This window comes from Pseudomonas sp. NPDC087697, from assembly GCF_044743155.1.
Taxonomy (GTDB): Bacteria; Pseudomonadota; Gammaproteobacteria; order Pseudomonadales; family Pseudomonadaceae; genus Aquipseudomonas.
This window is the reverse complement of the sequence record NZ_JBIUVW010000011.1, coordinates 78,969-102,177: the sequence shown is the minus strand read 5'-3', so window position 1 is coordinate 102,177 and position 23,209 is coordinate 78,969. Positions and strand designations below refer to the sequence as shown.

Below are 23,209 nucleotides of genomic sequence, written 5' to 3'. Positions count from 1 at the left end.
TGCTACTTGCTCCGTCCAATCAATTGCAGGAACTCCTGACGGGTATTGCTCGAATCGCGGAAGGCACCGAGCATCACTGAGGTGTTCATGGTCGAATTCTGTTTCTCGACGCCGCGCATCATCATGCACATGTGCTGGGCCTCGATCACTACCGCAACACCGGCGGCCTGGGTCACGCGTTGCACCGCCTCGGCGATTTCCCGGGTGAGGTTTTCCTGGATCTGCAAACGCCGGGCGAACATGTCGACGATTCGCGCGATCTTCGACAGGCCCAGCACCTTGCCGGTAGGAATATAAGCTACATGGGCCTTGCCGATGAAGGGCAGTATGTGATGTTCACAGAGCGAGTAGAGCTCGATGTTGTCGACGATCACCATTTCATCGTTGTCAGAGTCGAACAGCGCGCCATTGACGATCTCGTCGACGCTTTGCTCGTAACCATGACACAGGTACTGCATGGCCTTGGCCGCACGCATCGGGGTGTCTTGCAGACCTTCGCGGTCGGGGTCTTCACCGACGCCGATAAGGATCTCGCGGTAGCTCTGTGACAGGGAGTTCTGGGGCAGGGATAACGTCATGGAACATCCTCGCGGGGGGCGGCTTACTTGACGTGCCGTCCGCCGTTGACGGTCAGGGTCGTGCCGGTGACATAAGGGTTTTCCAGCAAGTAGCGCAGGCTCTGGTAGACAACCTCGCTGCCGGGCTCGATACCCAGCGCGGATTTGGCCAGGGTCTTGGCGCGGTACGCCGCGTCGTCGTCGGGGTTAAACAGTAGCAGGGCCGGTGCGATACCGTTGACCTTGATTTTCGGTGCGTATTTCGCGGCGAAAGAAAGGGTCAGGCTGTCGAGCCCGGCTTTGCTGGCGCAGTAGGCGATGTGCTTGCTGCTGCCCTTGCGCGTGACATCGTCGCTGATATGCACGATGTCAGCAGGGCTTGAGCGCTCCAGCAAGTCGGCACAATGCAGGTTGATCAGATAGGGCGCAAGCATGTGCACACTGAACATCTGGGTGAACGCGGCCACTTCGGTGTCAGGCGTTTCGGCCAGCCATGCGGAGGCGTTATGCACTATCGCCCGTAGGCTTTGGGTATGGGCTTTCAGTTGCGTGATGAACGCCAGAATCCCTGCCTCGCTGGAGAAGTCGGCAAACAGTGCTGTCGCGCCAAGGTCACGCAGGGTTTGCACGCCAGGGCGTTCGCTGCGGTAACTGATGATCACGCGGTGACCTTCTTCCAGCATCCGCTGGGCACAATGCAGGCCGACGCGCTGGCTGGCGCCCGTGATGAGGATCGGAGCAGGGGAAGAGGTCATCAACGGCTCGGTTCGTGGGTATGGCAAAACTATACCAGCGATCCCGACTGCCAAGGCTGGTAATCCATTGCGCTGTCAGTGCACCACACTGTTGGGCGGCAAATGCCCCAGTCGTTCGGTCAGGCGGATGCGCTGGATCGGATCGTCGCAGAGCAACAAGGCGTGCTCCAGATCGAAACGCTCGGCGTTGGGGCAGTCCAGCCGTTGATAGAGGCTGGCACGGGCCAGGTAGTCGCTGGTGCTGGCATTGCCGAGCTCCAGTACTCGCTCGGCGTCGATCAGCGCGCCGATGTTGTCGTCGTTGGCCAAATGTAGCTGACGCAAATTGCGCGACAGTCGCTGAAGCATGTGGATCGGTTCGCTCGTGAGCAGATGCTCGGCGTTGAGCTGCATGTTCGGGCCGTACTGTCGTTGCAGCAGCTCGCGGCAATCGTTGGGGTACAACCGCCGACCGCCACACGGGTCGAGCAAATGATCGGCACCCGGCACTTTCAACAGGAAATGTCCGGGGAAATTGACTCCGACCATGGGAATCTCCAGGCGTCGTGCCAACTCCAGCGCAATCAGCCCGAGTGCCAGCGGTTGCCCGCGTCGGCGTTCCAGCACTTTGTTGAGCAGCGCCGCCTGCGGACGTAGCGGGGTGGATTCGTCCTGTTGATAGCCCATGTCGTTGAGTCGCCGTAACAACGGTTGAGCCAACTCGCTGACCGGCAACATCGGCAAACCGGCGCTGACCCGTTGCTGCAGATCCTTGAATTGCTCCAGCAGCACTTCGGGCTTGACCTCCGGATCGTGCTCGGCAGCGATCCACAGCGCCGCTTCGAAGAGCGCCGGTGGCGAGCGTTGCAGACAGGCGAAAAAAGCTTGGCGCGGGTTCATCAAAATCTCCGGCGGATGCCTCGTTTTAGCCCCGTCGCAGGCATTCGTCCAGTGCTGTACACATGGTGTTGCAGGTTATGTCTTTAAGGTTGCAAAGCGCCCTTTGCTTATTCCGGTGCGCTTCAGCAATTTTTGGCCGCAAGCCTATACTGGCGACTACAAGAAGTGATTCGGGAGCCCTACGATGTTCGCTCTCATGCAAAGCACTCGCCTTGAATCGCTGCACCTTAGCGTTGACCCGGTGACCGGGTTGAAGGCGGTCATTGCCATTCATTGCAGCCGTTTGGGCCCCGCCCTCGGTGGCTGCCGTTACCTTGCCTATCCCGACGATGAAAGCGCCGTGATGGATGCTGTGCGCCTGGCGCAAGGCATGAGTTACAAAGCCGCGCTGGCCGGGTTGGCGCAAGGTGGTGGGGTAGCGGTGATCGTTCGCCCACCTCACGTAGAAAGCCGCAGTGCCTTGTTCGAGGCCTTCGGACGCGTTGTCGAACAGCTCGACGGTCGTTACATCACTGCCATCGACAGCGGCACTTCGGTCGCCGACATGGACTGCATTGCCCAGACAACCCAGCATGTCACCAGCACCACTGCCGCCGGCGATCCGGCGCCGCATGCCGCCATGGGGGTGTTCGCCGGTATTCGCTCCACCGCCATGGCCCGCCTGGGCAGCGACAACCTCGAAGGCCTGCGGGTGGCGATCCAGGGGTTGGGCAATGTCGGTTTCTCCCTCGCCGAGCAACTGCATGCCGCCGGGGCCGAATTGCTGGTCAGCGACATCGACGCCGGCAAGGTGCAACTGGCGATGGAGCAACTGGGCGCCCATCCGATTGCCAACGATTCGCTGCTCAGCACCCCGTGCGACATCCTCGCGCCTTGCGGGCTGGGCGGGGTGCTCAACAGCCACAGCGTTGCGCAGTTGCGTTGCGCGGCGGTGGCGGGTTCGGCCAATAACCAGCTGACCAACCTGCAGGTTGCGGATCAGTTGGAGAACCGCGGCATTCTTTATGCGCCGGACTACGTGATCAATTCCGGCGGGTTGATTTACGTTGCCCTGAAACATCACGGCGAAGAGCTGTCGACGATCACCGCCCACCTCTCGAAAATCAGCACTCGACTGACCGAAGTGTTCGCCCATGCTCAGGCGGAAAAACGTTCGCCGGCGCGGGTGGCGGACGAGTTGGCGGAGCGCTTGCTTTATCGCTAAGAGCATCGGCCTCACCCTGGCCGACTGGCTTGAAAAGCCCGCGCCACAAGCGCCGGGCTCAACAGCAACACGCATACCCCCGCGTGCAAGGAGCTGTGCCATGCCTCATAACAAGGTCGACCTTCCTTACACCCGCTATTTATCCCCCGATGGCCAGGCATTGAGCGAGCTTCCCGCCTGGGCCGACGACTTCAATCTGCTGACCCGCCTCTACCGGCAAATGGTCCTGACCCGCCTCTTCGATCAAAAAGCCGTCGCCCTGCAACGCACTGGACGCATCGGTACTTACGCGCCAACCCTCGGCCAGGAAGCGATTGGCGTGGCGGTCGGGAGCCTGATGCATCCTGAAGACGTGCTGATCCCGTATTACCGCGACACTGCCGTGCAATTGATGCGCGGAGTGCGCATGGAAGAGATTTTGCTGTACTGGGGCGGCGATGAGCGCGGCAGCGACTTTGCCGAGCCGTCGGCGGCCGAGGACTTTCCGATCTGTGTGCCGATTGCCACCCAGGCGCTGCACGCTTGTGGAGTGGCCAGTGCGTTCAAGATTCGCGGTGAACACCGGGTTGCCGTGACCACCTGCGGCGATGGCGCTACCAGCAAGGGCGATTTCCTTGAAGCCTTGAATGTCGCGGGGGCCTGGCAGTTGCCGGTGGTGTTCGTGGTCAACAACAACCAGTGGGCGATCTCGGTGCCACGGCGGATTCAATGCGCGGCGCCGACCCTGGCACAGAAGGCTATTGGCGCCGGTTTCCACGGCGAGCAGGTCGACGGTAACGACATACTCGCCGTTTACGACCGGGTGCAAATCGCCCTTGAACGAGCGCGTCACGGGAAAGGCCCGGTATTGCTGGAGTGCGTGAGTTATCGCCTCGGCGATCACACCACGGCGGACGATGCGACCCGCTATCGCCCGGCGGACGAGGTCAAACAGGCCTGGCTTGAAGAGCCGGTCAAGCGCTTGCAACGTTTCCTGGCCGGGCAGGGCGTGTGGGACGAAGGGCGCGAACAGGCGTTGATCGCCGAGTGTCAGGCTTTGGTGCAAGGCGCTGTGGATAACTTCGATGCGGCGGGCAATCAGTCACCCGAGTCGGTGATTGATCACGTTTATGCCCAGTGGCCGCAAGCCTTGGCCGAACAGCGCGAATGGTTGCTCGAACGAGCGGCGCGGCGTGCAAGAGGGCCCGGCCATGGGTAACGGCAAAGTCACGCTGCTGGAGGCGGTCAACCTAGCGTTGCACCGGGCCATGCGCGAGGACGAGAACGTCATTGTGCTCGGTGAAGACGTCGGCGTGAACGGTGGGGTTTTTCGAGCCACTCTAGGGTTGCGCGACAGTTTTGGTTTCAAGCGGGTGATCGATACACCACTGGCCGAAACCATGCTCGGCGGCCTGGTGATTGGCATGGCGGCCCAAGGCTTGAAACCGGTGCTGGAAATCCAGTTCATGGGCTTCATCTACGCCACCATGGAGCACCTGGTGTCTCACGCCAGCCGCATGCGCAACCGCACGCGGGGGCGGATTACTTGCCCGATGGTGCTGCGTTCACCGATGGGTGCAGGGATTCGTGCGCCGGAACATCACAGCGAAAGTACCGAGGCGCTGTTTGCCCATATCCCGGGGCTGAGGGTGTTGATTCCTTCGTCGCCGGCGCGGGCGTATGGCTTGTTGCTGGCGGCCATCGACGACCCGGACCCGGTGCTGTTCCTTGAGCCGACGCGGCTCTACCGGATGAACCCACAACCGTTGATCGACGATGGCAAGCGTCTGCCGCTGGATACCTGCTTCACCTTGCGTGAAGGCAGCGACATTACCTTGATCAGTTGGGGCGCCAGTGTCATGGAAACCTTGCAGGCCGCCACCGCACTGGCCGAGCAGGGGATTTCGGCCGAGGTGATCGATGTCGCCTGCATCAAGCCGCTGGACCTCGACACGCTGGAAGCCTCGGTGCGCAAGACCGGTCGTTGCGTGATTGTCCATGAAGCACCACGCACCTGTGGCGTCGGCGCGGAAATTGCCGCCAGCCTCTACGAACGTGCGTTGCTGGATTTGCAGGCACCGATCCTGCGGGTCACCGCGCCGGACATTCCGCCACCGCTGTATCGGCAAGAGTTGCTGTACATGCCAAACGTCGAAGACATCCTTCACGCCTGCGACAGCGTGCTGCTGCACCACTTCTAAAGAGGCGGCTGAGGCCCGGGAGGCTGCGATGAAATATTTCAAATTGCCCGACTTGGGCGAAGGGCTGCAAGAAGCGGAAATCGTCGAATGGCACGTCAAGGTTGGCGATACGGTGAAGGCCGATCAACTGCTGGTCTCGGTGGAAACCGCCAAGGCCCTGGTGGATATTCCCGCGCCCTACGACGGCGTGGTTGCGAAAACCTACGGCGCTGAAGGTGACATCCTGCACGTCGGCGAACCCTTGCTGGGGTATGAAGGCGAGGCGGATGCCGGTACGGTGGTGGGTCGGCTTGAAGGTGGCAGCAGCAGTCAGGACGATCGGTTTTTTGTCGGTGCCGCACCCTCGACCCGCGAACACATGAGCGCCCGTGCCACCCCGGCAGTGCGGCAACTGGCCCGGCAATTGGGCGTCGAGTTGAATGGACTAAGCGGGTCCGGTCCCGATGGGCTTATCACCCGCAGCGACGTCGAAAGTGCGTCGCAGACCGAACGCGACAAATTTGGTGGTGAGAAGCTGCGCGGGGTGCGCCGCAGCATGGCGCTGAACATGGCACGGTCCCACGCCGAGGTGGTGCCGGTGACCATCTTCGCCGATGCCGATCTGCATCGATGGGGCAGTGCGCGTGAGCCGTTGATCCGCCTGGCCAAAGCCATGGCGGCAGCCTGTGCCGTGGAACCGGTGCTCAACAGCGGGTTTGATGGCAAGACCTTGTCGATCAAACACCACAGCACATTGGACCTGGGCATTGCCGTCGATACCCCGGACGGTTTGTTCGTGCCGGTGCTGCGCGATGTCGGTAATCGCTCGTCAGCCGACCTGAAAGAAGGCGTGACCCGCTTGCGCGTCGATGTGCAGGCGCGTTCGATCCCGGCCAAGGAAATGATGGGTGCGACCCTGACCTTGTCGAACTTCGGCACCTTGTTCGGGCGCTATGCCAACCCGGTGGTGGTGCCGCCACAAGTGGCGATCCTCGCCGCGGGGGCTATTCGCGACGAGCCGGTGGCGACGGACGGCAAGGTGCTGGTGCATCCGATACTGCCGCTGTCGCTGACTTTCGATCATCGGGTGGTGACGGGCGGTGAAGCGGCGCGGTTCTTCAAGGTATTGGTCGAGGCATTGGAACAACCGGACGGTTGAAATCCAGGCGTGAAAAAGGCCCTGAGTCAGCGACTCAGGGCCTATTCAATTCGGGCGTTGCTTACTTGGCGGGCTTAGCGGATTTTGCGGGTTTGGCAGGCTCGGCTGATTCAGTTGGCTCAACGGGTTCAGCGGGTTCAACGGTTTCAGCAGGCACGTTGAGCAATTCGGACAGGGCGTCCGGTTGGCTCTTGAATGCCTTGGCGAACACATCGCGATTTTTCGCCATGTAGATCCCGGCCTCTTCCACCTGTTGCTCGGTCAGCGACGGAACCGCTTTTTGCAACACTTCAGCCAGCAACTCGGCCAGTTCGAGCATTTTGTCATGACGGTCAGCTTCGGCTTTATCCATGAACAAGCGCTCCAGATCTCGGCTGCTGCGGTATACCACTTCGACGGCCATTCACCACCTCACATGCCTTCACGATAGTTGTCTTTTTCGACTACTGTATTTATATACAGCCAAAAGGATAAGCGAATCCCTGCGCTTTGGGTAGTGGCTTTTTAATGTAGACGGGTTTCTGCGTTTGTCAGCAGCACCGATTGCTTCTGCAGAAGTGTCCAGCCGAACCCGATCGCCATCTCACTCCATGCCGCTGGCCTTTTTTCTGCATGCAGAACTACTGTCACGTCGAACCCGCATCATCGGTCGAGCCGACCTAAGGAAGAACTACCGTGAATATCAATTGGGCTGAAAAGCTTCGCCAGAACGTCCATGAGCTGGCCGAGTCGCTGGGCAATCTGTTCGTCGAGACTTTCCACTACATGGCGCTGTTTGCCATTGGTGCGGTCACTGCCTGGGCGGCGGTGATGGAGTTTTTGCAGATGATCGAGGCGGGGAACATCAAGATCGATGACATCTTGCTGCTGTTCATCTACCTGGAACTGGGGGCGATGGTCGGGATTTACTTCAAGACCAACCACATGCCGGTGCGCTTTCTGATCTACGTGGCGATCACCGCGCTGACGCGCCTGCTGATCTCCAACGTGTCGCACCACAACCCGCCGGACATCGGGATCATTTACCTCTGCGGCGGGATTCTGCTGCTGGCGTTCTCGATTCTGGTGGTGCGCTATGCCTCCTCGCAATTCCCGTCGGTGAAGATCGCGCATCCGCAACGCAAGACGGGTGCGGGATCCAGTGAACATCCGGAAGTCGAGAAGGGCGAGCTTTAAAACCTTGCCGGCAGGGGCGGTAGACCCTCGCGTGACGGCGCCAGCAACTTGAGGTTGTCGCCGTCGGTCATGGTTTCGAGGATCGCCACGGCGCTGTGGCCCTGTTCGATAGCGATGCCGAACTGAATGCTTTGCACCAGCCGTTTCAGGCGTTGCGGGTCATTGCGTTGTTCGGCGCTGATCATCCGTTTGGCGACGATGCGGCCGGCGTTGGAGAGGGTCAGCATGATGCTGCCGTCGAGCCCCTGAATGCTCAGGTTGATCTGATAATCTGGCGCAAAAGCGTCGGTAATCAGTTGAAATGGGTTATCCATAATGCGTCACCGCTTGATTGGATCGTGCAGTTATTGACTGGCCGTGATCAGGATTGGTTCGCTTTTCCAGACCATCGGCAATCCTCCGTAACGTTCGCTCCTTTGCTTTGTAGGAGCTGCCGAAGGCTGCGATCTTTTGATCTTTTAACGCGCTAAAGATCGCAGCCTTCGGCAGCTCCTACGGACAAAGCAAGGGACATGCCGGTCCTGCTCCGGGTCAATAAACAGGCAATAAAAAGGCGAGCACTCAATGGCTCGCCTTTTTCATTCATGGTCCGTTTCAGGGCATGACGGAGTAGATGATTGCTGACAGTGCGATCAAGCCGATCAACACCACGAACACGTTCGAGGCTTGTCCTGAGTACTGGCGCAGCGATGGCACACGGCGGATCGCGTACATCGGCATCAAGAACAGCAAACAAGCGATCACTGGCCCACCGAGGGTTTCGATCATGCCCAGGATGCTTGGGTTGAAAGTCGCCACGGCCCAGCAGCTGAGGATCATGAACAGCGCTGTCACGCGGTTCAGCCAGTTGGCCGACATCACTCGGCCACGGCCGCGCAGGCTTTTCACGATCAGGCCCTGGAAGCCTTCGCTGGCACCGATGTAGTGGCCGAGGAAGGATTTGGTGATTGCCACCAGCGCGATCAACGGCGCGGCATAGGCGATGACCGGGGTCTGGAAGTGGTTGGCCAGGTACGACAGGATCGAGATGTTCTGCGCCTTGGCTGCCGCAAGGTCGGCCGGCGACAGGGCCAGCACGCAGCTGAAGCAGAAGAACATCACCGTCACCACCATCATGCTGTGGGCGAGGGCGAGGATGCCGCTGCTTTTCGGCTCGGCTTGAGCGCCGTAACGCTGTTTCTGATCGACGGCGAAGGCGGAGATGATTGGTGAGTGGTTGAACGAGAACACCATCACCGGGATCGCCAACCACAGGGTTTTGAAGAACAGCGGCAGCGGCATGCCTTCACTGGCCGAGGCGAAGAACGCGCCGTTCCAGTTCGGGATCAGGCTCACACCGAGCAACAGCAACGCCGCAACAAACGGGTAAACCAGCACGCTCATGCATTTGACGATGACGCCCTGGCCGCAACGCACGATCGCCATCAGGCCCAGAATCAGCGCCAGCGACAACACCGCGCGCGGTGGTGGCGCCATGTGCAACTGATGCTCCATGAAGCTGCTGAGGGTGTTGGTCAGTGCCACGCTGTAGACCAGCAGGATCGGGAAGATCGCAAAGAAGTACAGCAAGGTGATCAACTTGCCGGCGCCAATACCAAAGTGTTCTTCCACCACTTCGGTGATGTCCCCGGAACGCCCGGACAACACGAAGCGAGTCAGGCCACGGTGGGCGAAGAAGGTCATCGGAAAGGCCAGCAGCGCCAGCACCAGCAACGGCCAGAAACCGCCGACGCCAGCGTTGATCGGCAGGAACAGCGTACCCGCGCCAATCGCCGTGCCGTAAAGGCCGAGCATCCAGGTGGTGTCGTGTTTGCTCCAGCCTTTGGTGGCCGTAGCGGTTTCGCGTTTGAGTTCTACAGCAGGATTATCGGCAGCAGGTGTACGTACATCGGTCATCGGTATCGCCTCGTTATTATTCTTGCTCGGGCTCACGTAATGCTGACGCTCAGGGAATGCTCCTCAGCATTCCACCCAGCTCACCGCCAGGCCGCCCCGTGAAGTCTCTTTGTATTTGTCGTGCATGTCGGCGCCGGTATCGCGCATGGTGCGGATCACCCGGTCCAGGGAAATGAAGTGTTTGCCGTCGCCGCGCAGGGCCATTTGCGTGGCGTTGATCGCCTTCACGGCGGCAATCGCGTTGCGCTCGATGCACGGCACCTGAACCAGCCCGCCGACGGGGTCGCAGGTCAGGCCGAGGTTGTGTTCCAGGCCGATTTCGGCGGCATTTTCCAGTTGTTCCGGTGTCGCGCCCAATACATCGGCGAGCCCGGCAGCGGCCATGGCGCAGGCGGAACCCACCTCACCCTGGCAGCCGACTTCGGCGCCGGAGATCGAGGCGTTCTTTTTGCAGAGGATGCCCACCGATGCAGCGGCGAGGAAAAACGCCACGACATCGTCGTCCGAGGCGTCGGGGTTGAACTTCATGTAGTAATGCAGCACCGCCGGGATGATCCCCGCCGCGCCGTTGGTCGGTGCGGTGACCATGCGTCCGCCGGCGGCGTTTTCTTCGTTTACTGCGAGGGCGAACAGGTTCACCCATTCCATCGCCGAGAGGGTCGAACTGATCACGTTCGGTTTGCCGATTTCCAGCAGGCTGCGGTGCAATTTCGCGGCGCGGCGCGGAACATCCAGACCACCCGGCAGTAGACCTTCGTGGCGCAAGCCTTGCTCGACGCATTCACGCATCACCGACCAGATGTGCAGCAGGCCGTTGCGAATTTCCGCATCGCTGCGCCAGGCCCGTTCGTTGGCCATCATCAGTTCGGAAACCCGCAAGCCGTGCTGGTTGCACAGTGACAGGAGTTCGGCAGCGCTGGAAAAATCGTACGGCAAGACCACGTCGCTGGTCGCCGGCACGCCCGATTCGGCTTCGGCCGCTTCGACGATGAAACCGCCGCCAACCGAGTAGTAGGTTTGTTCCCACAGCTGGCCGCTTTCGCCAAAGGCTGTCAGCGACATGGCGTTGGGGTGGTAGGGCAGGCTTTCGTTGAGCAGCAGCAAGTCGCGTTGCCAATCGAAGGAAATGCTCTGGCGACCGGCCAGCAGCAGTTCGCTGTTTTCACGCAACTGCTGGATACGCGGACCGATGCAGGTCGGGTCGATGCTGTCGGGCCATTCGCCCATCAGACCCATGACACAGGCGCGATCGGTGGCGTGGCCGACGCCGGTGGCGGAAAGCGAGCCGTAGAGACGGACCTCCACACGCCGGACTTGCTCCAGAAACCCCCGGTCAAACAGTGCTTGGGCGAAGGTCGCGGCGGCGCGCATAGGACCGACGGTATGGGAACTGGACGGACCGATGCCGACTTTGAAGAGATCGAAAACACTGATAGCCATGCTAAAGCCTTACAAGTAATGGAGTAGGAATCGCTGCCATTTTTTGTAGGACAAGCGCAATGTCGGCGATACTGCCTACCTCGGTCAGCCCTGACCAACGAAACTTCCTAAGACAGGCTTTAGTAGGGCTAAACGATGAGTCGTCAATTTCATGCCCAGACCTACGTCTGGCTGCATGTGTTTTCCTGTGCGGCACGCCACTTGTCGTTCACCCGTTGTGCCGAAGAACTGCACATCACGCCCGGCGCCGTGAGCCAGCAGATTCGTCAGTTGGAAGAGCGCTTGGGTTTTCGCCTGTTTCATCGCCGCGCCCGGGGTGTTGAATTGAGTGCCGAAGGCCAGCGTCTGGCGATCACGGTTAACGAAGCCTACGGCAGCATCGACGCGGAACTACGCCGGCTGGACGCGGGGATGATCAGCGGAATTCTGCGTTTGCGCTCGATCCCTTCGTTTCTCGGCAAATGGCTGACACCGCGCCTGCCGCGTTTGCAGCAGCGGTTTCCGGATATCCAGCTGCGGCTGGTGGCCGAGGACAGCAGCGTGGCGTTGCACGAAGGTGACTTCGACCTGGCCATCGACTTGAACGATGGCAGTTACCCCGGATTGTTATCCACAGCCCTGCTCGATGAACAGATTTTCCCGGTCTGCGCGCCGAGCCTGCTGCGTGGCCGACCACCGTTGCATGGGCCGGCGGACCTGGTGCATTTTCCGTTGTTGCACGACATCACCGCCTGGCGCGGCAGTTATGAATACGCGGAATGGGAGTTCTACCTGAACGCCATCGGCTTCGACGGCGCGGACGTGCGGCGCGGGCATACCTTCAACCGCAACCACCTGACCATCGAGGCGGCGATTGCCGGGATGGGCGTGGCCATCGCCCGGCGGACCTTGCTCAACGATGAACTGGAGCGTGGGACGCTGATCGTGCCGTTTGGCGTCGCGGTGCCCAATTACAAACGCTATGTGTTGCTGTATTCACCGGGTGCGCTGAGCCATCCGGGCGTGCGCGCGGTGCATGACTGGCTGGTGGAAGAGGCGGAGATTTTTCGCGGGATGCACCCGTTGGGCGAGGGCCAATTGTGAGGCTTTTTTGCTGCATTGCAGGGCGACCCAACTCCCGACATTAACAGCGCTTTTGTCGGTTGTCCGGCTTTTTTTGCGTATGAATATTTATCTTTTTTTAGGGGTTGAATTGTTTCTCGGTCTGCCCAACTCTGTAACCAAGAGGTCACGGTCACCCAGGTTTCAAACACTGCACCGGACCTCTCGCGAGCTAGCTGAAATAAGGGATGAACTATGCAAATCCAAGTCAACAGCGATAACCATATTCAAAGCAGCATCCGACTGGAGGAGTGGGTACGTACTACCATTGAGAGCATGCTCGAACGTTACGAAGAAGACCTGACAAGGGTCGAAGTCCACCTGCGGGACGAGAACGGCGATAAACCCGGTCCACACGACATGCGCTGCCAGCTTGAAGCGCGGCCAAAAGGCCATCAACCGGTTTCCGTTACTCATAAAGCCGCCACACTGGAACTGGCCATCGACGGGGCGGCCACCAAGCTTGAACACGCGCTGGAACACCTGTTCGGCAAATTGCGCGGTAAACGCGCCACCGTGACACCGATCAGTTCAGGTGCTCATGCCGATGCGCTGCTTGAAGAAGAGTTTCTCGAAAACGAACAGGCCGCGCTCAATAGCTGATGCCTGAAACACCTTTTCCACCCCACTGAAAACGGGCCTGCAGATGCAGGCCCGTTTTGTTTTGTGTCTTGAATACTCTCCTGTGGGGGCCGGCTTGCACTGCAATTGCGGGCAAGGCCAGTGTGCCCCCGCGCTCCTGCAAAAACCTGGAACACCCCCGCATATATCTGCCTCCGACAACCAGCGTTGATCGTCGGAGTGTTGCTGCGTCATTGAGTCTTTTGCATATGAGAATATTTATCATTAATATTGGCGCACGTTGACCCTGACCAGGGCTCGGACCACGTTGAGTCGACCTTTGATGATCACCACGCCCCCTGAATCCCAGAACGCTGACGGCACCGATAGCCCAGGTGGTCGCGCGCATTTTTTGCAGGTGTTTTTGTCCCAGCGTCCGCAAATGGAAGCGTTGGTCAGTCGGCGCGTGGGCTGTCGGGCGACTGCCGCAGATTTGGTGCAGGATTTGTTTCTGCGCTTCTGGCGCCGGCCGCTGGTGCAAGTCGAAGAACTCAGCACTTACCTGCTGCGCTGCGCCGGCAACATCGCCATCGACCATCTGCGCAGCGAAGGCGCGCGGGTAAGACTCAACGAAGGCTGGCTGCCCGAGCAACAGCACAACCTGAGCGTCGAGCCGCAAGCGGCGCTGGAAGCCGGCAATGACCTGCGCCATGTCGAGGCGGCGTTGCGCGGTTTGCCCGAACGTACCCGGCAGATTTTTCTGCTCAACCGCATTCACGGACGCAAGTACGCCGAAATCGCCAAGGCCATGGGGCTTTCCCAAAGTGCCGTGGAAAAACATATGATGCGCGCCCTCGAAGCCTGCAAAGCCAGTCTGCGAGAATCCATACCGCGCAGGCCAGGGACAGCACCGTGAATCACACCGCTCGCGTCACCCCGACGCCCGCTCAGGAGCAGGTCGCGCTGGCCTGGTTGAGCCTGTTACACGACCAGCCGAGCAGCGGCGATCAAGCCACGTTCAGCCGTTGGTTGCAGGCCGATCCGGCGCATGCCGAAGCCTACGCCCGGGCGCAGGTGGTCTGGGAATTGAGCGAAGTGCCGGCCCGCACCCTGGCCGAGGAAGAGGCGTTTGCCTTGCAGGGTTACCTCAATGCGATGAACCGCTCCCGGCGTTCCAGCGTGCGGCGTTGGTCTGGCGGTTTGGCCATGGCCGCCTGCTTGCTGCTGATGGTCTCGTTGGGTGCCGGTTGGCAGCCGTCGCGCTGGCTCGATGATTTAGGGGCGGACTATGTCTCGGCGCCGGGTGAAGTGCGCAGCGTGACCCTGGCCGATCAATCCCGGGTCACCCTTGATGCCGACAGCGCCATTGCCGTGGATTTCAGCCACGGTGAACGGCACGTTCAGGTGCGTCGCGGTGCGGCCTTTTTCAGCGTGACCCATACCGGCGAGCCCTTTGTGGTCGACGCAGAAAAGGGCGAGGCGCGGGTGCTCGGCACGCAGTTCGAAGTGCGATTGCAACCTGTGGGCGCGCAGGTGACAGTGCTGTCGGGACGTGTCGGAGTGACACCGACCAAGGGCGCCGAGCAACAGGTGCTGACGGCCGGCCAGCAAGTGAGCTATGGCGCCGGCACCGCCGCAAAACTTCACGCCGTCGACAGTGACGCGCAACTGGCCTGGCGTCAGGGCTGGCTCAATTACTACAAGTCACCCTTGGCCGATGTGGTGAAAGACCTAGGCCGCCATTACCCGGGACGGATCATCGTGCTCAACGACGACCTGGCCGCACGGCGGATCAGTGGCAGCTTTCCAAGCAAGGACCCGCAAGCGGTGCTTGATTCCCTGCAAGGGGTGTTGGGGTTCGAGCAGCACAGCCTGTTGGGACGGGTGATTATTCTGCGCTGAAGATGAGGGCGATGTTGAGCCCTCACTTTCAGGAGCGGATCGGATGCATTACCGACCACCTGAAAATCCTCCTGTTGCGTGCGGGGATGGGTACTACGCTGAAGGTGGTTGAAGTACCGCAAGCGATACACGGCCAACTGCATCCGGCCTGATCGCCACACTTTGTAGGAGCTGCCGCAGGCTGCGATCTTTTAAAACAGAATCAAAAGATCGCAGCCTGCGGCAGCTCCTACGCGAACAAGGATGAACTCATGTCACGCCATTCCCTGCCAAGGCTGCTCAGTGCAGTCGCTCTGGCCATCGCCGCGTTGGGCGGTTGCACTCATGTTCAGCCACCAGCCCAACCGGTTGCCGTGAACATCGTGGCGATCAACGACCTGCACGGTTACTTGCAGGCCAACCCGTATTCGGTTCGTGACAGCACGGCTCCTGACGGTGTGCGCATGCTCAAGGCCGGGGGCATCGCGACCCTCGGCGGGATGCTGACGCAACTGCGCAAGGAAGATCCGCAGTTGTTGTTCATCGGTGCCGGCGACCTGGTGGGCGGCAGTCCGCCGCTGTCGGCGATGTGGGCTGACGAACCGACGCTCGAAGCGCTGCGGTACATGGACATGAAACTCAGCGCCATCGGCAATCATGAGCTGGACAACGGCAAGGCGGAGTTCCTGCGTCAGCTCAATGGCGGCTGCGAATCCACTCGTCCGACCAAGGCCTGCCAGTTTCGCGCCCGCTATCCCGGCAGTGGTTTCCCGTACCTGGCGGCGAACCTGATCGACACCGACACCGGCAAAACCCTGTTGCCGCCGTACCGCATCGAAGAGGTCAAAGGCCAGAAGATCGCGTTTGTCGGTGCGGTGCTGCGCGATGTTGCATCCGTGGTCAGTGCCAAGGGCATGCAGGGTTTACGGGCCGAGGATGAGGCAGAGTCGATCAATCGGTTGATCCCGGAGCTCAACCGCCAGGGCGTCAATGCGATTATCGCGGTGGTGCACCAGGGCGGCTCAACCCCTGAACCTTATGACAAACAAGACTGCAGCCAACTGAGCGGCGATATCGTTGACGTGGCCAAGCGACTCGATCCGGCGGTCGATGTATTGATCTCCGCGCATTCCCATCAAGGCTATCTGTGCAAGGTCGGTTCTCTGCTGGTGACTCAGGGCAATTCCTATGGGCATCTGATGACCCACCTGACGCTCGACGTAACCCCCGGTCAGCATCGGGTCATGCGCATTCAAGCGGCCAACTTGCTGGCCGATCCGGCGCAGTATCCCGCCGATCCGCAGATGCTCGCCTTGCAGCGGGAAGTTGAAGCACGCAGCAATAACGTGCTGCTCAAACCCGTCGGCGCCATCGCGGCTTCACCGATCACTCGACGTGCCAATGCGGCGGGGGAGACGCCGTTGGGTGACTTGATCGCCGATGCTCAACTGGCGACCGGCGCGGCGCATGGCGCGCAAATCGCCTTCATGAACAAAGGTGGCATTCGTGGTGACCTGGCCCTGGAGCCAGGTCAAAAACGCCTGAACTATGGGCAGGTGGCGACGGTGCAGCCGTTCAACAACACCCTGATTGCCTTCGATTTGAAGGGTCGGCAACTCGAACAATTGCTCAATCAACAATGGAGGACAGAAGGCGACGTCAATGTGCTGCAAGTCTCCAAGGGCTTCAGCTATCGCTGGGATTCCACGCGCCCGCTGGACAGTCGAGTGATCCCCGGCAGTGTTCGCCTCAACGGTAAGCCGGTGCAGCTCGAGCGCAATTATCGCCTGGTGCTGAACGGCTTCCTGGCCGACGGTGGCGATCGCTTCAGTCTTTTCAAACAGGGAACCAACCGTAGGGATTTGCAAGTGACGGACCTGGATAGCCTGATCGACTACCTGCGCCGCATGGATCAAAAAGGCAAACCCGTTGGTTCGGCGCAAAGTGCAGGGCGCATCGTGAAGGTGAAATAACGCGCTGACCCCGGCCACACACCACCGCCCCCGTAGGAGCTGCCGCAGGCTGCGATCTTTTCCAAAAACTGAAAGATCAAAAGATCGCAGCCTGCGGCAGCTCCTACGGGGCGTCGTGCAAATAATTTCAAAAAAGGTGTGAGGTAAACCCGAGTGACATTCGTGTAGAGGTGAAAGTGCGATTCATTCGCATCCGTAGCATTTCTACACACAGGTCATGAGCAATGAAGTCCAGGGCAAAGTCGGCGGCAGGCGGTTCGGTTAAACAGTGGTTTGGCGCTTCTGCGCTGGCGGTGTCGGCCTTGTTGCCGCTGAGCGTGGCTTGCGCCGCGCAGTCCAGCGAGCAACACAGCGCGCTGTTCAGCTTCAGCATCGCCGCTAAACCGCTGCCCCAGGCCTTGAGCGACTTCAGCCGGGTCACCGGCATCAGCGTGGTTTACACCGATGAAGCGCCGTACGGTCTCAGCGCGCCGGCCATCAGTGGCGAGATGAGCGCCGAACAAGCCATGCAGCGCTTGTTGAGCAAGTCTGGTTTCACCTTCCGCCAGACCGACGCCCACACCCTGGCCCTTGAGCCACAGCCCACCGAGGGCACCCTGAACCTCGGCGCGACCACCATCACCTCGGTGGTGCAGCAACCGATGAGCTATCAGCCACCGTCCACCACCTCAGTGGCACGTTCCTCGGCTTCGCTCCAGGAAATCCCCCAGACCATCAACGTGATCCCGGCCCAGGTGCTGCGCGATCAGGTGCCGCGCAATCTGGACGATGCGCTGGCCAACGTCAGCGGCATCACCCAGGGCAACACGTTGGGCAGTACTCAGGATTCGGTGATGACTCGTGGTTTCGGTGACAACCGCAACGGCTCGATCATGCGCGACGGCATGCCGCTGGTGCAGGGCCGTGGCCTGAACGCCGCGGTGGATCGAGTCGAAGTCTTGAAGGGCCCGGCCTCGTTGCTTTACGGCATTCAGGATCCGGGCGGCGTGGTGAACGTGGTCAGCAAGAAGCCGGAATTGCAGCAATACAACGCCTTGACCGTGCGTGGCTCGAGCTATGGCAACGGCAAGAACGGCAGCGGTGGCAGCCTCGACAGCACCGGGCCACTGGGCGACTCCGGACTGGCTTATCGAATGGTGCTGGACCACGAAGACGAAGACTACTGGCGCAACTTCGGCACGCATCGCGAGACCTTGATCGCGCCGTCCCTGGCCTGGTTCGGCGAGAGCACCAAGCTGCTGTTCGCTTACGAGCACCGCGAGTTTCTTGCACCCTTCGACCGTGGCACCGCCATCGATCCGCGCACCAATCACCCGTTGGACATCCCCCGTGAGCGTCGCCTTGACGAGCCGTTCAACAACATGGAAGGCCGTTCGGATCTGTACCATTTCGAAGCCGACCACGAGCTCAACGACAACTGGAAAGCCCACTTCGGTTACAGCTGGAACCGCGAAACCTACGACGCCAGTCAGGTTCGCATCACTGCCATCGACCCGAAAAAAGGCACGCTGACCCGTAGCATGGACCGCACACAGGGCGCCCTGACCACTGACCGTTTCACCACCGCCAGCCTCGAAGGCAAGGTCGATGTGGCCGGTATGCAGCATGATCTGGTGTTTGGTGTGGATGACGAATACCGCAAGATCTACCGCGCCGACCTGATCCGTCAGAAGAGCCTGTTCCCTTCCTTCAGTTATCTGGACCCGATCTACGGTCGTGAGGTGGCAGGCACCACGGTCAGCGCTCCGGACAGCGATCAGACCGATTTGCTGCGCAGCGATGCGGTGTTCCTGCAGGACTCGATCCATCTGAACGACCAGTGGATTCTGGTGGCCGGCGGACGCTTCCAGGAATACGACCAGTACGCCGGCAAGGGCCGTCCGTTCAAGGCCAACACCGACAGCAACGGCCAGAAGTGGGTGCCGCGCGCCGGTCTGGTGTATCGCTACACCGATGAACTGTCGTTCTACGGCAGCTACACCGAGTCCTTCAAACCGAACTCGACCATCGCGCCATTGAGCGGCAGCACGATCGTTCTCGATGGCGGCATTGCACCGGAAGAAGCCAAGTCCTGGGAGCTGGGCGCCAAGCTCGATATCCCGGGTCGCGTGACCGGCAACATCGCGCTGTTCGACATCAAGAAGCGCAACGTACTGGTGGCCAACTCCGAGAACCCGCTGGTCACCACCTACAGTGCGGCCGGTGAAGTGCGGTCCCGTGGTCTGGAAATGGACCTGACCGGTCAGTTGAGTGACCGCTGGAGCATGATCGGCAGCTACGCCTACACCGACGCCGAGGTCACCGAAGACCCGGACTACAAAGGCAAACGACTGCAAAACGTGGCGAAAAACACTGGCTCGCTGTCGGCGGTCTATGACTTCGGCACCATCGTCGGTGGCGACCAGTTGCGGGTGGGCGCAGGCGCCCGGTATGTCGGCGAGCGGGCCGGCAATGCGGTGAACGATTTCGACCTGCCGAGCTACACCGTGGCCGACGCCTTCGCCACCTACGACACCAAACTCGACGGGCAGAAGGTCAAGTTCCAGCTCAACGTGAAAAACCTCTTCGACCGCACTTACTACACCTCGGCCGTCAGCCGGTTCTTTGTGTCGATGGGCGATTCGCGTCAGGTGTCGTTGTCCAGCACCCTGGAGTTCTGATGAAAACCTTGAAGATTGCTATTTTGGCGTTGGCATTCAGCGGCGCGGCGTTTGCCGCGCCGGCACCGGATGCACGGGTTTACCATCGCGAGCAGCAGGTGAGCTTGCCCGGATCGGGAGACAGTTGGGGTTTTGTCGCCCTCGACCCGACGCGGCCTTATCTGTTTCTGGCCCGCCGGGAAAACGGCCTGAGCGTGTTCGATGTCGACCAGCAACGTCTGCTGAAAACCATCGACGGCTCAGCGGGCGCCAACGGCGTGGTGTTCGTGCCGACGTTGAACCGGGTGTTTGTGCTCAACACCGACGGCAGCCTGGGCGTGGTCGAGTTATCCACACTCAAACTGCTCAAGCGCATTCCGGTGGCCCAGAGCAACCTCAACAGCGCGGTGTATGAACCGCGCAGCGGCCAGGTGATCATCGTCAGCGGTCGGCGTGCCGATCGTTCGACCTTGTTTGTGTTTGATCCGCAGCAAGAGCGCATCACCGCCGCGCATGAACTGGACGTGAAGAAAATCGACCCGTTGCTGGTCAAGGGCGACGGCAGTTTCTTCCTGCCGATGCGCGACGAGGGCAAGGTTGCACGTTTCTCCGCGAGCAGTTTTGAAGTCCTCGACACCTGGCAGTTCGAAGGTTGCACGCGGCCCAGTGCTCTGGCTCAGGATGCCGAACGCGGGCGTTTGTTCATTGCTTGCCGAGGCGACACACCGCAACTGGTTGTCGCCGATCTTGAGAGCGGTGCCTTGAAGGCTCGCCTGCCGATCACCCGTGACGTCAACGCCCTGGCCTATGACGCGGACAATCGGCGGTTGCTGATTCCAAGCGGGGTCGATGCCAACCTGAGCATCATCAAGCAACTTGATGCTGATCACTACCAGGCGCAGGCCAGCGTCAGCACCTTGCCGATGGCCTACAACATGGCCTTCGATCCGCTGAACAAAAAGGTTTACCTGCCGGCGATGGACTTCACCCAGCCAGCACCGAGCAAGGCTGAGCCCAAGCCGGATCCGCAGTTTCACGCCAACAGCTTCTCGGTGACCACCCTAACCCCGTAGGAGCTGGCGAAGCCTGCGATCTTTGGTGTCGGCAAGGCCGCTGAAGATCAAAAGATCGCAGCCTGCGGCAGCTCCTACGGGAGGGGGGGAGGGGGGTTAACGCAAAAACGCCTGGCGGTATTCGCCAGGCGTGCCCTTCATGGCCTGACGAAAGCGGTTGGTGAAATGGCTGGCGCTGGCAAAACCGCAGGCCAGCGCAATTTCACCGAGCGGCTGCGAAGTACTGCGCAGCAAATGCCGTGCATGAGTCAGGCGGCGGGCCAACAGGTATTGATGCGGCGGCAGGCCGAAGCTCTCGCGAAACATCCGCGCAAAGTGGTACTCCGACAAAGCACACAGACCGGCCAACTGACCCAGGCTGATCGGCTCGGCCAATTGGTGGTCGATGTACTCGACCAATTGCCGGCGTTGATGCGCGGCCAACCCACCCTTGAGGCGCAAGCCCTGACGCAGGCCGACCTGACTGAGCAAGGTGTGGCTGAGCATTTCGTGCGCGAGACTGCTGGTCAGCAGGCGTTCACCGGGCTCGTTCCAGTTCAATTCAATCAACTGACGGAAGCGTCGAGCCTGCTGCGGGTCTTCGAGAAAGGTGCTTTCCTGCAATTGCAGTTCACGCGGTTCACGGTCGAGCAAGGTGACGCAGCCGAGGGCAAATTGTTCGGGGCTGAAGTACAAGTGAGCCAGACGGATTTCACCGTTGATCACCCAGGCTGACTGGTGCTCGGCGGGCAGGATGCAGAGTTTGTCCGGGCCGCCCTTGGTGCCGGGTTGCTCGCGGCGAAAGGTCCCGGTGCCTCCGGCGATGTAGCAGGAGAGGGTGTGATGACCCGGCGCTTCATAGTCCTGGGCATCGTGATGGTTGCTCCACAGGGCTGCAGCCATGCCGTCACCGAGCTCGGCGCTGTGCTCAAGGCGAGCATTGGGCGAGCGGTTGAGGGCTTGAAAGACTTGCAGGGTTTCCAGTGCGGGCATGATCGGTTCTCTCCAACGCCTTGCATCCTACTCCGTCGCCTCGACGCTGCCAGCCCGTTGCCTGACAAAAGCGCAAGTTTATGCAAGCGCACAGGTGTCCCTCGGGCACAGACTGAAGGCCATCTTCAGGAGTTGCCGCTATGAACCTCTCGTTATACCTGCTGACCGTGCTGATCTGGGGCACCACCTGGATCGCCTTGAAACTGCAACTGGGGGTGGTGGCGATTCCGGTGTCGATCGTTTATCGCTTCGGCCTGGCATCGCTGGTGCTGTTCGTGATGTTACTGCTCAGCCGACGCCTGCAAGTGATGAACCGGCGCGGTCATCTTATCTGTCTGGCCCAGGGGCTGTGCCTGTTCTGCATCAATTTCATGTGCTTCCTCACCGCCAGCCAGTGGATCCCCAGCGGTCTGGTCGCCGTAGTGTTTTCTACCGCCACACTGTGGAATGCGCTGAATGCGCGGGTGTTCTTCGGTCAGAAAGTTGCGCGCAATGTGTTGATGGGCGGCGCGTTGGGGCTGTTCGGGCTGGGCTTGTTGTTCTGGCCGGAACTGGTCGGCCATACCGCCAGCCCGCAAACCCTGCTTGGCCTGGCTCTGGCGCTGCTTGGTACGCTGTGCTTCTCGGCTGGCAACATGCTCTCGAGCCTGCAACAGAAAGCCGGCCTCAAGCCGCTGACCACCAACGCCTGGGGTATGGCCTATGGCGCTGCGATGCTGTCGATGTACTGTCTGGTCAAAGGCATTCCGTTCGACATGGAATGGAACTCGCGTTACATCGGCTCGTTGTTGTATCTGGTGATTCCGGGCTCGGTCATCGGCTTTACCGCTTACCTGACCCTGGTCGGGCGCATGGGCCCTGAACGCGCGGCTTATTGCACTGTGCTGTTCCCGGTGGTGGCGTTGAACGTGTCGGCCTTCGCCGAAGGCTACCAATGGACCGCACCCGCATTGGCCGGGTTGGTACTGGTGATGCTGGGTAACGTGTTGGTGTTTCGCAAGCCCAAGGCGCTGGTAACGGCAGTAAGTGGCAAGTTGGCGTGATCGAACAAGTTGCACTTTGTGTTGCAGGGTTCAGCCGTACGGCGTTTATTAATGGTCAGTCTTCAGTGACAGATAAATAAGCGCCGTCATCATGTAGCCGATAATACTTCGGGTCCATGCCATGGCGTTCCACTCTTTGGAAGTGTCCATGTCGAACCATTCATTGGCGATAACCTGTATGCAGAAGTAATACACGAATATACCCATCATCAAGCCGATAATTCCGTATTTTTTTGCCTCGTGAAACTCCTTGCGTGGCGCATTCAGTTTTTTATAAAGCTGATAGGCACCCAACAAACAACAGGCCGTGTAGATCGTCTCCAGGGTGATGATCATCCAGTAGATTCTATGGTGCAGCATGGGGGAGGTAATGGCGCGATAGCGTAGGGCATCGTTGGGGCGGGTTGTGTCCATGCTGAGGACATGTCCAACGAATTCGTAGTTGGAGTCGTAGTCGGTCACATTGCCGTATACAACAAGCAAACCAAATACTCCAGCCATTAACACCAGGGCCAACTTACTGCGCCTGATCAGGCAGGCAGTCGTGAAATGTATCATAGTGCATACTCTCCCATTCCGGTTCCTGCAATGCGCAGGTTATAGCGGGTGAGTTTATAACGCATGAAAAGTGTAGGGGGCGGGACTGAATTGCAAGTTGTGTCGCAGGTAAGTTGTGCTGCCTAATCGCAAACGAAGTGTCAGGCCTGACTGTTTTTATTAATGGTGTTGTGGGTGTGCACT

General features: G+C 60.0%; 22 protein-coding genes and 1 pseudogene. 14 read left to right on the top strand and 9 right to left on the bottom strand.

Going from position 1 to position 23,209, the window contains the following annotated elements; translation table 11 throughout:
• Positions 1-2: 2 nt before the first annotated feature.
• The 3 genes from folE to ACIPIN_RS11030 form a co-directional block, all read right to left on the bottom strand.
• Complete coding sequence (folE, locus tag ACIPIN_RS11040) at positions 3-578, bottom strand: GTP cyclohydrolase I FolE (protein ID WP_401118341.1); 576 nt, start codon at positions 576-578, stop codon at positions 3-5.
• Positions 579-601: 23 nt separating this feature from the next.
• A complete protein-coding gene (gene folM, locus ACIPIN_RS11035; RefSeq protein ID WP_401118338.1) occupies positions 602-1,312 on the bottom strand; it encodes a dihydromonapterin reductase in 711 nt (236 codons plus the stop codon).
• Between the two features lie 75 nt (positions 1,313-1,387).
• On the bottom strand, positions 1,388-2,191 hold the full coding sequence (locus ACIPIN_RS11030) for a SirB1 family protein (RefSeq protein WP_401118336.1): 804 nt from the start codon (positions 2,189-2,191) through the stop codon (positions 1,388-1,390).
• A gap of 184 nt (positions 2,192-2,375) precedes the next feature.
• Between ACIPIN_RS11030 and ACIPIN_RS11025 the strand changes: the two genes are divergently transcribed.
• From ACIPIN_RS11025 to ACIPIN_RS11010, 4 genes are all read left to right on the top strand, one after another.
• Positions 2,376-3,395, top strand: a complete 1,020-nt coding sequence (locus ACIPIN_RS11025) for a Leu/Phe/Val dehydrogenase (RefSeq protein ID WP_401118334.1) — start codon at positions 2,376-2,378, stop codon at positions 3,393-3,395.
• Positions 3,396-3,495: 100 nt separating this feature from the next.
• Positions 3,496-4,593 carry a pyruvate dehydrogenase (acetyl-transferring) E1 component subunit alpha gene (gene pdhA / locus ACIPIN_RS11020; RefSeq protein ID WP_401118332.1) on the top strand — a complete coding sequence of 366 codons (1,098 nt, stop codon included), beginning with the start codon at positions 3,496-3,498 and terminating at the stop codon, positions 4,591-4,593.
• Positions 4,586-5,575: an alpha-ketoacid dehydrogenase subunit beta gene (locus ACIPIN_RS11015; RefSeq protein WP_401118330.1), complete on the top strand. Its 990-nt coding sequence runs from the start codon at positions 4,586-4,588 to the stop codon at positions 5,573-5,575. The genes pdhA and ACIPIN_RS11015 overlap by 8 nt, the downstream gene beginning before the upstream one ends.
• Before the next feature lie 28 nt (positions 5,576-5,603).
• Positions 5,604-6,713, top strand: coding sequence for a dihydrolipoamide acetyltransferase family protein (locus tag ACIPIN_RS11010; RefSeq protein WP_401118327.1), 1,110 nt, complete (start codon positions 5,604-5,606; stop codon positions 6,711-6,713).
• A gap of 163 nt (positions 6,714-6,876) precedes the next feature.
• Here the strand turns inward: ACIPIN_RS11010 and ACIPIN_RS11005 are convergent.
• A pseudogene (locus tag ACIPIN_RS11005) lies at positions 6,877-7,116 on the bottom strand (YebG family protein); the annotation flags it as partial.
• Positions 7,117-7,388: 272 nt separating this feature from the next.
• On the opposite strand from ACIPIN_RS11005, the gene ACIPIN_RS11000 reads away from it, so the two are divergent.
• A complete protein-coding gene (locus ACIPIN_RS11000; RefSeq protein WP_401118325.1) occupies positions 7,389-7,889 on the top strand; it encodes a phosphate-starvation-inducible protein PsiE in 501 nt (166 codons plus the stop codon).
• On the opposite strand, the gene ACIPIN_RS10995 is transcribed toward ACIPIN_RS11000, so the two are convergent.
• From ACIPIN_RS10995 to ACIPIN_RS10985, 3 genes are all read right to left on the bottom strand, one after another.
• A complete protein-coding gene (locus ACIPIN_RS10995) occupies positions 7,886-8,203 on the bottom strand; it encodes a DUF3509 domain-containing protein (RefSeq protein WP_401118324.1) in 318 nt (105 codons plus the stop codon). The genes ACIPIN_RS11000 and ACIPIN_RS10995 overlap by 4 nt on opposite strands.
• A 280-nt stretch (positions 8,204-8,483) precedes the next feature.
• Positions 8,484-9,785: an HAAAP family serine/threonine permease gene (locus ACIPIN_RS10990; RefSeq protein ID WP_401118322.1), complete on the bottom strand. Its 1,302-nt coding sequence runs from the start codon at positions 9,783-9,785 to the stop codon at positions 8,484-8,486.
• Between the two features lie 63 nt (positions 9,786-9,848).
• A complete protein-coding gene (locus ACIPIN_RS10985; protein WP_401118320.1) occupies positions 9,849-11,225 on the bottom strand; it encodes an L-serine ammonia-lyase in 1,377 nt (458 codons plus the stop codon).
• 135 nt (positions 11,226-11,360) lie between these two features.
• Here ACIPIN_RS10985 and ACIPIN_RS10980 point away from each other — a divergent pair, with 135 nt between their 5' ends.
• From ACIPIN_RS10980 to ACIPIN_RS10945, 8 genes are all read left to right on the top strand, one after another.
• Entirely contained in the window at positions 11,361-12,308 is a 948-nt protein-coding gene (locus ACIPIN_RS10980; protein WP_123424317.1) for a LysR substrate-binding domain-containing protein, read from the top strand.
• Positions 12,309-12,521: 213 nt separating this feature from the next.
• Complete coding sequence (locus tag ACIPIN_RS10975; protein ID WP_401118317.1) at positions 12,522-12,929, top strand: HPF/RaiA family ribosome-associated protein; 408 nt, start codon at positions 12,522-12,524, stop codon at positions 12,927-12,929.
• A gap of 298 nt (positions 12,930-13,227) precedes the next feature.
• The gene (locus ACIPIN_RS10970; protein WP_401118440.1) at positions 13,228-13,803 is read left to right on the top strand and encodes an RNA polymerase sigma factor; all 576 of its coding nucleotides are present in this window, start codon (positions 13,228-13,230) and stop codon (positions 13,801-13,803) included.
• Positions 13,800-14,789 (top strand): FecR family protein, encoded by a 990-nt coding sequence (locus ACIPIN_RS10965; RefSeq protein WP_401118315.1) that lies wholly within the window; start codon positions 13,800-13,802, stop codon positions 14,787-14,789. Before ACIPIN_RS10970 ends, ACIPIN_RS10965 begins: the two co-directional genes overlap by 4 nt.
• Before the next feature lie 11 nt (positions 14,790-14,800).
• Entirely contained in the window at positions 14,801-14,941 is a 141-nt protein-coding gene (locus ACIPIN_RS10960; RefSeq protein WP_401118313.1) for a hypothetical protein, read from the top strand.
• A 99-nt stretch (positions 14,942-15,040) separates the two neighbouring features.
• Positions 15,041-16,741, top strand: a complete 1,701-nt coding sequence (locus ACIPIN_RS10955; protein ID WP_401118311.1) for a bifunctional metallophosphatase/5'-nucleotidase — start codon at positions 15,041-15,043, stop codon at positions 16,739-16,741.
• 224 nt (positions 16,742-16,965) lie between these two features.
• Positions 16,966-19,401: a TonB-dependent siderophore receptor gene (locus ACIPIN_RS10950; RefSeq protein WP_401118309.1), complete on the top strand. Its 2,436-nt coding sequence runs from the start codon at positions 16,966-16,968 to the stop codon at positions 19,399-19,401.
• Positions 19,401-20,453, top strand: coding sequence for a hypothetical protein (locus ACIPIN_RS10945; protein WP_401118307.1), 1,053 nt, complete (start codon positions 19,401-19,403; stop codon positions 20,451-20,453). Before ACIPIN_RS10950 ends, ACIPIN_RS10945 begins: the two co-directional genes overlap by 1 nt.
• A 96-nt stretch (positions 20,454-20,549) precedes the next feature.
• Here ACIPIN_RS10945 and ACIPIN_RS10940 read toward each other — a convergent pair whose 3' ends face one another.
• Positions 20,550-21,425 carry a helix-turn-helix domain-containing protein gene (locus tag ACIPIN_RS10940; protein WP_401118305.1) on the bottom strand — a complete coding sequence of 292 codons (876 nt, stop codon included), beginning with the start codon at positions 21,423-21,425 and terminating at the stop codon, positions 20,550-20,552.
• A 140-nt stretch (positions 21,426-21,565) separates the two neighbouring features.
• Here ACIPIN_RS10940 and ACIPIN_RS10935 point away from each other — a divergent pair, with 140 nt between their 5' ends.
• Positions 21,566-22,468: a DMT family transporter gene (locus ACIPIN_RS10935; RefSeq protein ID WP_401118303.1), complete on the top strand. Its 903-nt coding sequence runs from the start codon at positions 21,566-21,568 to the stop codon at positions 22,466-22,468.
• A gap of 48 nt (positions 22,469-22,516) precedes the next feature.
• Here the strand turns inward: ACIPIN_RS10935 and ACIPIN_RS10930 are convergent, their stop codons facing one another.
• Positions 22,517-23,026 (bottom strand): DUF2165 family protein, encoded by a 510-nt coding sequence (locus ACIPIN_RS10930; RefSeq protein WP_401118301.1) that lies wholly within the window; start codon positions 23,024-23,026, stop codon positions 22,517-22,519.
• Between the last annotated feature and the right edge of the window lie 183 nt (positions 23,027-23,209).

Bases quoted from the DNA above. Each gene is read 5' to 3' on its own strand.
- folE (WP_401118341.1), bottom strand. From the start codon at position 578: ATGACGTTATCCCTGCCCCAGAACTCCCTGTCACAGAGCTACCGCGAG.
- folM (WP_401118338.1), bottom strand. From the start codon at position 1,312: ATGACCTCTTCCCCTGCTCCGATCCTCATCACGGGCGCCAGCCAGCGC.
- ACIPIN_RS11030 (WP_401118336.1), bottom strand. From the start codon at position 2,191: ATGAACCCGCGCCAAGCTTTTTTCGCCTGTCTGCAACGCTCGCCACCG.
- ACIPIN_RS11025 (WP_401118334.1), top strand. From the start codon at position 2,376: ATGTTCGCTCTCATGCAAAGCACTCGCCTTGAATCGCTGCACCTTAGC.
- pdhA (WP_401118332.1), top strand. From the start codon at position 3,496: ATGCCTCATAACAAGGTCGACCTTCCTTACACCCGCTATTTATCCCCC.
- ACIPIN_RS11015 (WP_401118330.1), top strand. From the start codon at position 4,586: ATGGGTAACGGCAAAGTCACGCTGCTGGAGGCGGTCAACCTAGCGTTG.
- ACIPIN_RS11010 (WP_401118327.1), top strand. From the start codon at position 5,604: ATGAAATATTTCAAATTGCCCGACTTGGGCGAAGGGCTGCAAGAAGCG.
- ACIPIN_RS10995 (WP_401118324.1), bottom strand. From the start codon at position 8,203: ATGGATAACCCATTTCAACTGATTACCGACGCTTTTGCGCCAGATTAT.
- ACIPIN_RS10990 (WP_401118322.1), bottom strand. From the start codon at position 9,785: ATGACCGATGTACGTACACCTGCTGCCGATAATCCTGCTGTAGAACTC.
- ACIPIN_RS10985 (WP_401118320.1), bottom strand. From the start codon at position 11,225: ATGGCTATCAGTGTTTTCGATCTCTTCAAAGTCGGCATCGGTCCGTCC.
- ACIPIN_RS10980 (WP_123424317.1), top strand. From the start codon at position 11,361: ATGAGTCGTCAATTTCATGCCCAGACCTACGTCTGGCTGCATGTGTTT.
- ACIPIN_RS10975 (WP_401118317.1), top strand. From the start codon at position 12,522: ATGCAAATCCAAGTCAACAGCGATAACCATATTCAAAGCAGCATCCGA.
- ACIPIN_RS10960 (WP_401118313.1), top strand. From the start codon at position 14,801: ATGTTGAGCCCTCACTTTCAGGAGCGGATCGGATGCATTACCGACCAC.
- ACIPIN_RS10955 (WP_401118311.1), top strand. From the start codon at position 15,041: ATGTCACGCCATTCCCTGCCAAGGCTGCTCAGTGCAGTCGCTCTGGCC.
- ACIPIN_RS10950 (WP_401118309.1), top strand. From the start codon at position 16,966: ATGAAGTCCAGGGCAAAGTCGGCGGCAGGCGGTTCGGTTAAACAGTGG.
- ACIPIN_RS10945 (WP_401118307.1), top strand. From the start codon at position 19,401: ATGAAAACCTTGAAGATTGCTATTTTGGCGTTGGCATTCAGCGGCGCG.
- ACIPIN_RS10940 (WP_401118305.1), bottom strand. From the start codon at position 21,425: ATGCCCGCACTGGAAACCCTGCAAGTCTTTCAAGCCCTCAACCGCTCG.
- ACIPIN_RS10935 (WP_401118303.1), top strand. From the start codon at position 21,566: ATGAACCTCTCGTTATACCTGCTGACCGTGCTGATCTGGGGCACCACC.
- ACIPIN_RS10930 (WP_401118301.1), bottom strand. From the start codon at position 23,026: ATGATACATTTCACGACTGCCTGCCTGATCAGGCGCAGTAAGTTGGCC.